This window comes from Nocardia ignorata NBRC 108230, assembly GCF_001612905.1.
Taxonomy (GTDB): domain Bacteria; phylum Actinomycetota; class Actinomycetes; order Mycobacteriales; family Mycobacteriaceae; genus Nocardia; species Nocardia ignorata.
Genome location: NZ_BDBI01000008.1, coordinates 181120 through 193665, shown reverse-complemented (window position 1 = coordinate 193665; position 12546 = coordinate 181120). Strand labels below are relative to the sequence as shown.

The window sequence follows — 12546 nt, the reverse complement described above, 5'->3', positions numbered from 1 at the left end:
AGCCCGTGTCCGGTCCCACCGGGTCGTAAGCTGGAACAGTCACCTGAACGGAAAGGTCCGAACTCATGGTCAAGGTCTTCTTGGTCGACGATCACGAAATCGTGCGAAAGGGCGTCGCCGACCTCATCGACCTCGAGCCCGACCTCGAGGTCATCGGTGAGGCAGGCAGCTGTTCGCAGGCGCTGGCTCGCATTCCCGCCCTGCGACCGGATGTGGCGGTGCTGGACGTGATGCTGCCCGACGGTAACGGTATCGAACTCTGCCGCGAGCTGCTCTCGGCGAATCCAGAGCTGCGGTGTCTGATCCTCACCTCGTTCACCGACGAGCAAGCCATGCTCAACGCCATCTTGGCCGGCGCCAGCGGCTACGTGATCAAAGACATCAAGAGTCTGGAACTCATCCAGGCCATCCGCGACGTCAGCGCCGGAAAATCATTGCTGGACAACCGCGCGGCCGCAGCACTGATGGCCAAACTTCGCACCGAGGCCGAGGAGAAGACCGGTCCACTGGCCACCCTCACCGATCAGGAACGCACCCTTCTCGCACTCCTCGGTGAGGGCCTGACCAACCGGCAGATCGCGGCTCGCATGTTCCTTGCCGAGAAAACCGTCAAGAACTATGTCTCCCGGCTACTCACCAAACTCGGCGTCGAACGCCGGACTCAAGCCGCGGTCATGGCCTCCAAACTCGAGCAATGAGCGTTGTCGTCAGTTGACAACGCGCTCGCGGCATCGCTGTGAGCATCGAGGTGCGACAATGGCCGACGTGGATGGGCAGAATCAGAACGCTTCCACCGGTGCCCAGCCACCGGTTACCGAGACCTTGTCTCAGCTCCGGCTGCGTGAGCTGCTGAGCCAGGTCCAAGATCGCATCGCGCAGATCGTCGACGTGCGCGACAACATGGATCGCCTCATCGAGGCGATGCTCGTGGTCACCTCGGGCCTGGACCTCGATGACACGCTGCGCTCGATCGTGCACACCGCCATCGAACTCGTCGGCGCTCAGTACGGCGCACTCGGTGTCCGCGAAACCGACAAGAACAGCAACCAGCTCTCCGAGTTCGTCTACGAGGGCATCGACGACCGCACCAGAGTCCTCATCGGCGATCTGCCCCGCGGCCACGGCGTACTCGGCGTGCTCATCCACGAGCCCAAGCCCATCCGGCTGTCGACTCTGTCCGATCATCCGTCGTCGGTAGGTTTTCCACCCAATCACCCGCCGATGCGCACCTTCCTCGGTGTGCCGGTCAAAGTCCGCGACGAAGTGTTCGGCAACCTCTATCTCACCGAGAAGGCCGGCGGTCAGGAATTCACCGAGGACGACGAGGTCGTCGTGCAAGCGCTGGCCGCTGCCGCCGGGATCGCCATCGCCAACGCACGGCTCTACGAGGAATCCCGGGTCCGCCAGCAATGGCTCGAAGCGACCAAGGACGTCGCGACCGCGCTGCTCGCCGGCGGAGAACCCGACGAAGTCCTCGACCTGGTCACCCAGCGTGCGCTCGCGCTCACCCAGTCGGCGTGCACCTTCGTTGCCCTGCCCGAAGACCCGGAGATTCCGCACGACGAAGTGACCGAGCTGATCGTGATCGCCGCCGCGGGAATCGACGCCGACGACATCGTCGGGCAGCGACTCGACGTCGAGGACTCCCAGTCCGGAGTCGCCTACCGCTCCGACGAGATCATCACGGCCGACAAACTGCCCTACAACCTGTTCTCCCACACCAGAACCCAGTTCGGGCCGGCCGTCGTGGTGCCGCTACGCGTGGGCGACAACGTGATCGGTGTACTCACCACCATCCGACCGGCCGATGTGCAGCCGCTCGACGAGGACACCCGAGCGATGCTCGTCGCGTTCGCCGACCAGGCTGCCCTGGTGCTCCAACTGTCCGACACCCAGCGTCGGATGCGTGAACTCGATGTCTTGTCCGATCGTGACCGTATCGCCCGGGGCCTGCACGACCACGTCATCCAACGCCTCTTCGCAGTCGGGTTGTCGCTCCAGGGAACGGTTCAGCGAGCACGGACACCCGAGGTCAAATCCCGGCTCATGGAAACAGTCGACGAAGTGCAATCCATCGTCCAGGACATCCGGCACTCGATCTTCGATCTGCAGAGCAACAACACCGCCGACTCGTCGAAGTACCGAAAGTACTTGCACGGCATCATCGTCGACACGACCGCCGATACGGGGCTGCGCACCACTGTCCGCCTCGCCGGACCGGTCACCGTGCTGGCTCCGCCGCTCTCCGACGACGTCGAAGCGGTCCTGCGCGAAGCGGTCAGCAATGTCGTTCGCCATGCCCATGCCAACCTGGTCACCGTCGAACTTCGCGTGGGTGACGAGGTGAGCATCGAGGTCACCGACGACGGCCGAGGAGTACCACCCGACATCACCCGCCGCAGCGGGCTGGCCAACCTCGCCGTCCGCGCGGAAAAGGCAGGCGGGTCGTTCCATATCGAGAACCGCCCCGAAGGCGGAACGACCCTGCGTTGGTCGGCGCCACTGCCGTAACGGTTGCGGCGAGAACAGCCGCGCGGTCAGGACGGGTGCGCATCGGCCACGGTGATGTCACATGGACTTCTGCGCCGGTCGGAGGAGGCGTGCCGCCGAGATCATCCCGCTGCCGTATCGCGGTTCTCGACGGAATTCAGACGATCCACGAGACGAATTCCGCTGACCATGTCCGGAGTGATGGTGATGACGCTGTCCATCAGACCGTCCACCCAGGGCCGCAGCCGCCGCTCGTAGCGGGCCACCCGCGCGGGGTCGGTCACCGTCCGAGCGAACCCGGTCACCGATACCGACCAGCCCACGCGTCGCACCGGATCGATCTCATCGGCGCCGTAGGTGACGACCAGTGCTGTGGTGTGGCCCGCGAGCCCGCTCAGATACGACGTGAGACGCGTGCGGATCACGATCGATCCGTCCTCGTCGACCAGGTGATTCACCGGACGGATCGCGGGCAGGGCGTCGCGGGTGTACACCACCCGGCCCATCGGCACGCTCGCCAGCAGCCGTATGGCCTCGGCTCTGCCGAGTTCCATCACCGCCCGCCGCGCGTCCACGTCGTCGCTGGGGTCGATCACGGTATCGCCCCCTTCGCGACGGCGAGCGGCAACCGCTCGATCACCCACATGAGTACCGACCTCGCCTTCTTTGTTCTCGGCTCCGCCTATGTCATCAGGGCTACTTCACCGGTTCCTAGGGCCGAAGGTCCACACGAGTAGGGACCGAATTCCTCCAGCCACTTCCGCGTGAGCTACAAGCCGCCATTTCCTCGTCACATACTTCGGGCCGCTGCCGGGGCGGCGTCGGCCGCCGCGTCGACGGTCAGATGTTCGGTGAACCACACCGCAGCCAGATAGGCAGCGCGCCACGACAGGTACCCCGCGCGCCGAGGCAGGCCTGGCGCTGTCAACTCGGAGACCCGGCGTTCCCCGATCATCGCCTCGGCCGCTCGATAGTTGCGCTCACGCACGCGTTCGTCCACCCCTCCCACCAGAAACAAGGTCGGTGCCATGATCAGTCCCAGACGGTCCCCCGCCAGATCGGGCCTACCGCCACGAACGACCACAGCCCCGACCTGGGCATCGGGTTCGGTGGCCGCCCACAGCGCCGCCGGTGCGTGCGGCCCGATGCCGAAGTAGCCCACCGGGAGACGTTGCAGCTCCGGGACCACCCGCAACCGGCGTCGGACTCGTGCCAATCGATCACCGAGTAGCTCGACGTCGAACATCGTGGCCTGGTCCTCGGCAGCCGTCTGCAGGTCCATCGTCAGTGTCGCGAGGCGGTGTCCCGCCAACAGGTCGGCCACGAACCGGTTCCGCGGCGCGTGGCGGCTTTCGCCGCCGCCATGCGCGAGGACAACGAGACCGATCGGGCGCGCGGGCAGCTGGAGACAGCCTTCGAGCACAACGTCCTCGAAGGGCATCACGATCTCGCGCTCGCGCACAGGTGCCGGTGTTCTCGCCGCGAGCACCGGTGCTCCGTGGCTGCCCTCGGTTCGGTGGCGTGCACCGGTCTTTCGGCGCTCCTCGATGATCGGCATCACGCGACCGCCGGAGTGATGAGGCCGTAGTGCCCGTCGTAGCGGTGATACAGCACGCACCCTCTGCCCAGGTCGGGATCGTGGAAGAAGACGAACGGCCATCCGGTCACCTCCAGCCGCTCGGCAGCGGCTCGCGGGGCGAGCGACGGTGGGCGCGCGGTGCTGATCGCCACGAGCTCAGCACACTGAAGCACCCGGTCGGGCTGTGGAACGAGCTGCGCGAGCCGATAGCCGGAGGGCCCCGAGCGATACAGCACGCTGTCGACGCCACTTCCCGACTCGGTGAACAGATGAAAGTCGTAGTCCAGCAACGACATATCGAAGGCCGCCTCGTCGCAGGTCGCCTGGGCCAACGCGAACGATTTGCGGCGCACGATCTCACGCTCCTCCATCGGCCGAGGAAAGTACGGGAGCCGCGTGCGGGGAGCAGCACCGTGGCGCCATGTCGGCGGCTCGCCGCCGCGGTGGCGATCGTGTTGGCCGTCCGATCGGCGAGCCGCACGCTCGAGACGGGCACGCAGCCGATCGACGAGGCCGTCGACGGCGGCACGGGTCGTCGCCGCCGTCACCTGCACGCGCACCGCCGTCCCGGGCATATTCACATTCGCCTGCGCCACGATCGGATCGGCGACCGCCGGGTCCCCATGGCCCTCGAGCCGAATCCGTACCGACAGAATCGGTTCCGAGGCGTAACGCAATGCGCCGCCGATCTTCTCGCGGACGTATTCCGCCGCAGCGGCGGAGACGTGGCGCCCCACCGAGATTCGAACAATCGCGTCCGTGGGTTCCGTGCTCACCAGCATGGTGTCCTCCTTCGATCTCACCCGACCAGGCTCGCCGACGGCAACCCGGGTCAGCGAGGGCCGCAGTACCGGTCCATTCCGCACAATGGCCATAGGTTCGAGGGACTTTCGGCCCTCGCTCGTGCCACTTGCGCGGCGGGACCCGCCGTCTGGGACCAATGCAGCACAGGAACGGGACTTTCAGCCGTAGCAGGGGCCGGCCGCGCCGGGCCACGCTGGTAGCACACCTTCCAGCCGAGCGAACGACCCGGCGGCCACCACACTCGGAGAGAAGTTCATGACCGAACACAACGACGACACACACCGAACAACATCCGCCCCGGTAGTGGTCGGGATAGACCGATCCGGCGACGCGGCCACCGCCGTAACCTGGGCCGCGAAGACCGCGGAGGATCGTGGCCGACGGCTGCACATCCTGCACAGCATCGACCCGATCCACACCAGGCCGCCGCGTGGACCGTACGACTCCTTCGTCTTCGTCACCATGCAGGGCATCCGACTCGAAGCCGAGCGGGCCCTCTCCATCGCCGCCGAACAGGCATCACACGCGTGCCCCGGGCTTTCCGTGACCACCGAACTCACCACCGGCAGTCCGGCCGGGGTGTTGGTCGAGCGGTCGTCGAACGCCCACCTCGTGGTGCTCGGCGCCGCTACTCGCGCGCACACGATCCGGCACCTCGGAACGACCCTGCTCGCGGTGACCTCCCACGCACGCGGCGCTGTCGTGGTGGTGCGCGGCACCGACCCGAATCGCCGTACCGGCCCCGTCGTCGTCGGTGTGGACGGCAGTTCTGTGGGCGAGCCGGCGATCGGCGCCGCCTTCGCCGAAGCATCTCACCGCCGAACCGAACTCGTCGCCGTCCACGCCTGGAGCGATCTGTCCAGAGGCGAGTACGGCGGCACCGACTACCTCGACATGCCGATCGAAGGTTTCGAAGCGGCCGAGCAGGCCCTACTGGCCGAGCGGCTGGCCGGTTGGTCCGAAAAATACCCCGACGTCGTGGTCCGTCGCGAAGTCGATGTGTCCGGGCCACGCGAACGGCTGGCCGAGTGGTCGAAGACGGCCCAGCTGCTCGTGGTCGGCAGCCGAGGTCGCGGCGGATTCCGCGGCTTGCTCCTGGGTTCCACCAGCAACTGGTTGGTTCAGCACGCCGACTGCCCGGTCATGGTCGTGCATCCGGACTGAATCCAGCACACTGTGAAGTGTTCCTGCGGGAAGACGACCATCGGCCGACGTTCACGACAGAAAGGCTGCGAAATGGAAAACGACAACCCGAAAGTCGAAGAACTCGCTGTCAACGAATGCTGGGCCTTGCTCCGCACCAAGGAAATAGGCCGCCTCGCCGTGTCGGTGGACGACGACCCGGATATTTTCCCTCTCAACTACGTGGTCGACCATGGAACCATCGTGTTCAGATCCGCGCCAGGTACGAAGATGTCCGCCGCGTTGTCGAATCCGCGCGTCGCGTTGGAGGTCGACGGCTACCTGCCCGAGCCCCACGAAGCCTGGAGCGTAGTGGTCAAAGGGAGCGCTGAAGGGATTCGTGAAATCGGTGACCTGATGGACACCGTGGATCTCCCCCTGTCCCCGTGGCAGGGTGGCGCGAAGAACTTTTTCATCCGGCTCGTACCCACCTCGGTGACCGGTCGCAGATTCGCTGTTGCCGATCCCGCAGCTTGGCGAACTCCTCTTTCCGGTACACGACGATCTCCGATGGAGTAGAACGCTCGCCGGTACCACCGGGACCACGCCAACCAACCGATCCTCGCCACGGCTACCAGCGAAACTCTTCTCGTCGGATGGCAACTCCGAATCGGGGTCGATTAACAGCAGCACAGCGACCTCCGCGATCGACTGCCCTCGCGGGTTCATCGGGCCGGTCTCGCGCACCGATCTCTACCCCTGTGCCAGTGTCACCCGCCGCATGGATGGACGGCGCTGCAGTCCGACCCGGAAGTTATCGGTATTCGCCGGTCCCATCCGGGGCCGACCATGACAACTTCTCAGCCGTCGTCGCACCGAGGCGCGCGGACCGTGGGGTGTGTCGCTGAGTTGTCAGGCGAGCGCGCGGTCGGCGCACGGCAAGGCGGGGCGATAGCGCGCGGTGGCGACGATGAGGTCGGCGACGAGCAGCCCTTCCTGGTCGGGATCCATCGGGATCGCGAGGTCGTGCCCGTCGGGGCCGAGGATCCGGGCGACACCGCTGCCCCCGTGCAGCACGTCAGCGCGGCCCTCCGCCGCGGCCTGCCATCCGCGCACCGGGACTACCGCGGTCGGGGCCAGCAGGTAGCTGCGAGCCGCCCGCGCGTACCGGCGGCTGGCAGCGGTGCTCAGTTCCGCCGCGTCGATCCGGGTGTCACCGCGGCAGAACGTGAATCCGGGCCAGGACGCCAGGTGGATGTGCTCGCCCGCCCGCTGCATCGCCCCGCACGCGCCGGACAGGAAATGGTCGGCGCCACCGAGCGCCCCGATCGTGCCGAGTGCGGTCTCACGCAGCAGCGCGGGCCCATCCGCCGTGCCGAACACGCTGCGTTCCAGGGCGGTGGGCAGCGTCTTGCGGGAGACGGTGATGTCGCCCTGATCGTCGATCAGCGCCTGGGACATGAACACGCGGTTCCCGGCTCGCTCGGAGAAGCCGAGTCCGACGTGGATGCCTCGGCGGCGTGCGGCGTAGCGGATCGCGCGCAGCTCGGGGCCGTCGACGGTCATCGAATTGGCGTGGTACCTGGCGAGGATGTCGCCGTCCCACTCGACCGCGCGCAACCACATCCACCATGGGAAACCGGGTATGAACGTCTCGGGGAAGGCGACCAACCGGGCGCCCTGCTCCGACGCGGCCTCGATCAACGTGATGACCTGGTCGACGCCGGCGGCCACATCCAGCCACCGAGGCTCGGCCTGCACAGCCGCCACTCGCACCCTGCTCGTCATCGTCTCTCCTCGATCCAGCTGTGACACCTTCACGAGAAAGGACACGCGACACCGCCGGTCCTCACGCACCGACAGCTGAGATCACAGTCACCGAGTCCGCCGCCTCCGATCGGTCGCGCAGCACACGCGAGTGCTGGGATCTGGAACGACTACGCACGTCGTGGCACCACGACCCTGTTCGCCGCGTTCAACACCGCCGACGGCACCGCGATCGGCGAGCTGCACCGCCGCCACCGCACAACCGAATTTCGCAAGTCCTGATCGCGGCCCTTTTGAGGACGTCGAGAACGGATGCGGGCGCGCGCCACTCGATCGACGGATCGGCGTGTACTCCCGCACGGACCGCAGCTGCGAAAGATTCCATCTGAACCAGAGAGCGTCGTCTCGAACTACCGGTGGCGGCTGAGCCTGGCTCCGGGCGAACCCCAGTACGACGCCTACGGACAGCAACTCGCCACCGGCCCGGTGATCACCGTGCCCACCATCACCCCTGGCCAGCGACTTCGCGGCCCCACCAAGGACGGCATGCGCTACCGCGCCGAGTTCACCGGCAGATACGAACACCGTGTCCTCGATGGGATCGGCCACAATGTCTCGCAGGAGGCCCCGCGCCCGTTCGCCCAGGCGATTATCAACGCCGACCACCTCTGAGGACCCCCGGGCCGCCGGGCCGGTAGCGCTTACCGGTCCGGCGGCTTCGGTATCGCCTCACAAAGATCCGCGGTCTCGGAAGCGGCCATCGGCATCGAGTTCGATGACGGTGTCGATGCCGAGGCGCCGCAGGAACGGGTAGTCGTGGCTGACGACCAGCACAGCGCCGCGATAGGCGACCAGCGCGTCGACAAGCTGGTCGACGCTGGCGATATCCAGGTTGTTCGTCGGCTCGTCGAGGACCAGCAACTGAGGCGGCGGATCGGCGAACAGCAAGCGCGCCAGAGAAACTCGGAACCGTTCACCGCCCGACAGCGTCGAGACCGGTCGCTCGACGCTGGTGCCGCGTAACAGCATTCGAGCCAGGTGGTTGCGGATGGTGGCGGGCGGCGTGGCCGGGGCCGCCGCGTGCACGTTCTCCAGTGCGCTGACCTGGTCGTCGAGGCCATCGAGGCGTTGCGGGAGGTAACCGACCCGATCGGTGAACAATGTGCCGGATCCGCTATCCCGCAGCAAGTTCTCGATCAGCGTCGACTTCCCGGCGCCGTTGGGGCCGACAATGGCGACGCGTTCGGGCCCTTGAACGATGACGCTGCGGTTGCCGTCGTGGAGTTCCGCGATGCGCCTGCCGCGCTGCACGTCGGGATCGGGCAGATCGAGTCGGATGTGCTCCTCACGCCGTACCCGACTCGCCGCTTGGTCCAGAACACTCTGGGCCGCTAACACTTTCGCATCGAGCGTGGAACGCATCGCCCCCGCCGACGCTTGCGCCTTACTGGCACGATTGCCTGCCAGGATCCGGGGAATGCCACCGTCGCGCTGCGTAGCCTTTCCCGTGCGTTCCCGCCTGGCCAGCTTGGTCTCGGCCTCGACGCGTTGCCGCTTCTCGACTTTCAACGCCTGCTCGGCAGTGCGCGCGGCCTGCTGCGCCGCGGCCTGTTCCTGCTCGACGTACTGCTTCCAGGCGCTGTAGGGCCCACCGAACACCTCCAGGGTCGTACCGTGCAGTTCCGCGGTGGCATCCATGCGCTCGAGCAGCTCGAGGTCGTGGCTGACCACCACAAGGGTTCCGGGCCACGAATCCACGAATCCGGAAAGCACGGCCCGGGTTCCACGGTCGAGATTGTTGGTGGGCTCGTCGAGCAAGGTGATCGGGGTGCGCCGAACACGCAGCCCTGTGATTGCGACGAGAACAGCTTGCCCCCCGGAGATCTCGCCGACGCGGCGGTCCAGATCGGCTGCGCTGAAACCGATCTCGTGCAGGGCCTCGTCGGCGCGAGCCTCGATGTCCCAATCGTCGCCGATCGTCTCGAAGGGTTCTTCGCGGGTCGCACCGGACTCGATGGCACGCAGGGCGGCGAGTTTGTCTGCGACGCCCAGCAATTGGGCGATAGTCGCGTCGCGGCCGAGGGTGAGTGTCTGGGGAAGGTACCCCACCTCCCCGGTGATGTCGATGCGCCCGGAGCTGGGCGTGAGGAGCCCGGCGACCAGGCGCAGCAGCGTTGATTTGCCGGCACCGTTACGGCCGACCAGACCGGTGCGACCCGTGCCGAATGCTCCGTTGATCCGGGACAGCGCGACGGTTCCGTCGGGCCATTCGAAGGACAGGTCGTGCAAAGTGATCGCCGAGGGCGTGGATGTAGACATGGATGTTCGACTCTTCCTGCTCGTGAAACGAGCGACCGCAAAGGACTCGGATGTTTGCGGATGCCGTCGAAAGCGACGCGGCGAGGCCGAGGGTGCGCGCCATCGCGGCGCACTAAAGCACAGGCAGAAGGCACATTCCAGAGTTGAGGGAACGTGTCGTCGAGAGCGCCGCCTTCGAGAGGGCGGCTACAGTCTGTCGACCTCTTCCATGAGCACACCGCCACGTTACCACCGAGCTGACGCGGCCGGGATCACGTCACCTACAGCGTCAGGCGACCGATGCCGCCGGCACCCGCGCCGAACAAGACTTCAGCTATGGCAAAACTGAGTGTGGTCGCGAAAACAGCGACACCATCGACATCTACTACGAGGACCACGGCAGCGGCCGCCCTGTCGTGCTCATTCACGGGTACCCGTTCAACGGTGCGTCCCGGGAGAAGCAACAACGCGTCCTGCTCGCGGCCGGCTACCGGGTGATCACCTACGATCGCCGCAGTTTCGGTAACTCCAGCAACTGGAAACGCCGTGGCAGTGCCGGTGGATGCCCGCCCGGGTTCGACTAGACGCTCATTAAGGGGCGCGATGTGCTCGAGCGGGCGTTCAACAAAGCGCAGCATTGGCATGGTGTCACGACTCGTTACGACAAACTGGCCCGCACATACGGTGTGGGCCCTGTTTCGGGGCCTTCGGTTATCCTTGTGCCGTTCCCGTGGACCAGGTGATCGCTCCTCCGTCGTTGCGGTAGAGCACCAGATTGCCGGTGTCCTCCAGGACCAACGTCGACGGGCCCGTGGTCCACGTCCTCGACGACCACGCCGCGGCCCCGCTTCCGGTGTACAGGACCAGGTTGCCGTCGTTCTGGTTGACCAGATTCTCTCCGTTCGTCGTCGCGGTCGACCACAGCACTTCCCCGCTGTTCCGATAAAGCACCAGGTTGCCATCACCCTGTAGCCACAGCTCGTAGAGTCCGTTGCGGGACCGGAGCGCGGACGCGCGGGGCAGGGTCGCCCCCGCTGCCAACCGCTCGGGCCAACTCGGGACCGGCGTGACACCGTCACCACGCAGGGCCGCGCTGACATCGGCGGTGATCGGCTCCTTGCTCGCCATCGTCGTGGTCACCAGGCCGAAGTGGCACTCGGGATCATCGGCGGCGGTGCAGCGATCACGGTAGGAGTACACGATCAGCGGACCCGCATACGGCAGCGCACGCCACATCCGGACGCCCTGCACGAGGTACTCGCTGACGGTGCTCGCGCTCGGGATGGCCGCGAGTCCGGCTGTCGGATAGCCGAATTCGGTAGCCCACACCTTCTTCGCGGTGTCGCCGTGGCGAACCATCACCGAGTGCACCAGGGCGAGCTCACCACACGGCGTGGACTCCGAGGGTGGCCCGAACATATTCCACCAACGATTGACACATTCGGGGTCGGCAGGGCCTTTGCCCGAGTTCCACGCCGGATACGGGTGGTGCGCGACAGCATCGAAATAGTTGCGATACCCACGGCTGTACGCCCAGTCCAACCAGACCGACGGCGCGTTCGGATTGGTCCCACCCTGCACCGTTCCCGCCCCCGACGCCCCGGCCAGAACAACACAGCCGGGACAGCGCGCCTTCACCCGCGGGTAGGCGAGTTTGACGAGCTGCCAGTATCGCGCTTTGCGGTCGCCGACGAAGTTGGCGAAGTTCACGAAGTTCGGTTCGTTCCAGATCTCGTATGCCTGGACCTTGCCGCCGAAGTGCTCGACCGTGCGTTCCACGATCGAGGTCCAGTCCTGGTCGCGGGTCGGGAACCATTTGTCGCCGCTGTGACCGCCGTTCGCCCACGGCGGCGCGTAGGCGAGGACGAGCAGAACCCGCATTCCGCGGGCGGCGGCGGCATCCACGACCGGGTCCAACCGGTCCCACCGCAGCGGCGCCCCACGGGCCGGTTCGACCGACCACCAGTCGAGGTCGAGGCGCAGCAGCGGAACCTTGGGCGCCACCGCGGACTGCATGGCGGGCAGACGCCGCACGATGTCCGCACCGTCACCTGAGCCTTCCGCGAAGCCGACGTCGGCGGACGTGAAGGAATCGGCGGGCGCTGCCATCGCCGGGCCGGGCACAGCCGCCATCACCGACAGCGTGCTCGCGACCAACGCGAGCACCGTATTTCCGACGCGAATTCGTCCGAGCGGGGCGAGAATCGATGTCTTCATCCAGAAGGCCCTTCTGTATGAAATCTTCGCGATCGATGCGTGTGCTGTAGTGTGCGCCGACTCCCGCGAAGGCCCCGAATGACACGCCGTCAACGAGGTTTCGTCACCCATTCCGGTCTCGGTCCTCGGTTTCGACCCTGAATGCCGATCCGCCTGCCGTTCCCCGCCTCAGCTGTCGAACACCAGGTACAGCCCGGTGTCGGTGAAGCCGACCACGGTCAGCATCAGGACAAGCGTGCGAGTCGCGAAACCGCAGGCAGAGCGCTTGG

The 12546-nt window shown here is 66.4% G+C and carries 10 protein-coding genes and 2 pseudogenes; 6 read left to right on the top strand and 6 right to left on the bottom strand.

Going from position 1 to position 12546, the window contains the following annotated elements; translation table 11 throughout:
• Window positions 1-65 precede the first annotated feature (65 nt).
• Together NI2_RS07455 and NI2_RS07450 are read left to right on the top strand one after the other, a co-directional pair.
• The gene (locus tag NI2_RS07455) at window positions 66-698 is read left to right on the top strand and encodes a response regulator (protein ID WP_067487766.1); all 633 of its coding nucleotides are present in this window, start codon (window positions 66-68) and stop codon (window positions 696-698) included.
• Between the two features lie 58 nt (window positions 699-756).
• Window positions 757-2511 (top strand): GAF domain-containing sensor histidine kinase, encoded by a 1755-nt coding sequence (locus NI2_RS07450; RefSeq protein WP_067487763.1) that lies wholly within the window; start codon window positions 757-759, stop codon window positions 2509-2511.
• Between the two features lie 101 nt (window positions 2512-2612).
• Here NI2_RS07450 and NI2_RS07445 read toward each other — a convergent pair whose 3' ends face one another.
• The 3 genes from NI2_RS07445 to NI2_RS07435 all read right to left on the bottom strand — a co-directional run bounded on the left by NI2_RS07445 (window position 2613) and on the right by NI2_RS07435 (window position 4851).
• Complete coding sequence (locus tag NI2_RS07445; RefSeq protein WP_067487876.1) at window positions 2613-3044, bottom strand: pyridoxamine 5'-phosphate oxidase family protein; 432 nt, start codon at window positions 3042-3044, stop codon at window positions 2613-2615.
• 236 nt (window positions 3045-3280) lie between these two features.
• Window positions 3281-4048 carry a dienelactone hydrolase family protein gene (locus NI2_RS07440; RefSeq protein WP_133734164.1) on the bottom strand — a complete coding sequence of 256 codons (768 nt, stop codon included), beginning with the start codon at window positions 4046-4048 and terminating at the stop codon, window positions 3281-3283.
• Window positions 4048-4851 carry a ribosome hibernation promotion factor gene (locus NI2_RS07435; protein WP_084476071.1) on the bottom strand — a complete coding sequence of 268 codons (804 nt, stop codon included), beginning with the start codon at window positions 4849-4851 and terminating at the stop codon, window positions 4048-4050. The genes NI2_RS07440 and NI2_RS07435 overlap by 1 nt, the downstream gene beginning before the upstream one ends.
• Before the next feature lie 277 nt (window positions 4852-5128).
• On the opposite strand from NI2_RS07435, the gene NI2_RS07430 reads away from it, so the two are divergent.
• Together NI2_RS07430 and NI2_RS07425 are read left to right on the top strand one after the other, a co-directional pair.
• Complete coding sequence (locus NI2_RS07430) at window positions 5129-6037, top strand: universal stress protein (protein ID WP_067487759.1); 909 nt, start codon at window positions 5129-5131, stop codon at window positions 6035-6037.
• A 72-nt stretch (window positions 6038-6109) separates the two neighbouring features.
• On the top strand, window positions 6110-6574 hold the full coding sequence (locus NI2_RS07425) for a pyridoxamine 5'-phosphate oxidase family protein (protein WP_067487757.1): 465 nt from the start codon (window positions 6110-6112) through the stop codon (window positions 6572-6574).
• 333 nt (window positions 6575-6907) lie between these two features.
• On the opposite strand, the gene NI2_RS07420 is transcribed toward NI2_RS07425, so the two are convergent.
• Complete coding sequence (locus NI2_RS07420) at window positions 6908-7783, bottom strand: nitrilase-related carbon-nitrogen hydrolase (protein WP_084476069.1); 876 nt, start codon at window positions 7781-7783, stop codon at window positions 6908-6910.
• 378 nt (window positions 7784-8161) lie between these two features.
• Here NI2_RS07420 and NI2_RS07415 point away from each other — a divergent pair.
• Window positions 8162-8434: pseudogene (locus NI2_RS07415) on the top strand (alpha/beta hydrolase); the annotation flags it as partial.
• 57 nt (window positions 8435-8491) lie between these two features.
• Here the strand turns inward: NI2_RS07415 and NI2_RS07410 are convergent.
• A complete protein-coding gene (locus tag NI2_RS07410) occupies window positions 8492-10081 on the bottom strand; it encodes an ABC-F family ATP-binding cassette domain-containing protein (RefSeq protein ID WP_067487751.1) in 1590 nt (529 codons plus the stop codon).
• Window positions 10082-10434: 353 nt separating this feature from the next.
• Here NI2_RS07410 and NI2_RS35005 point away from each other — a divergent pair.
• Window positions 10435-10593 (top strand): annotated as a pseudogene (locus NI2_RS35005) (alpha/beta fold hydrolase); the annotation flags it as partial.
• Between the two features lie 178 nt (window positions 10594-10771).
• Here NI2_RS35005 and NI2_RS07405 read toward each other — a convergent pair.
• Window positions 10772-12277 (bottom strand): hypothetical protein, encoded by a 1506-nt coding sequence (locus tag NI2_RS07405; protein WP_067487749.1) that lies wholly within the window; start codon window positions 12275-12277, stop codon window positions 10772-10774.
• Window positions 12278-12546 lie beyond the last annotated feature (269 nt).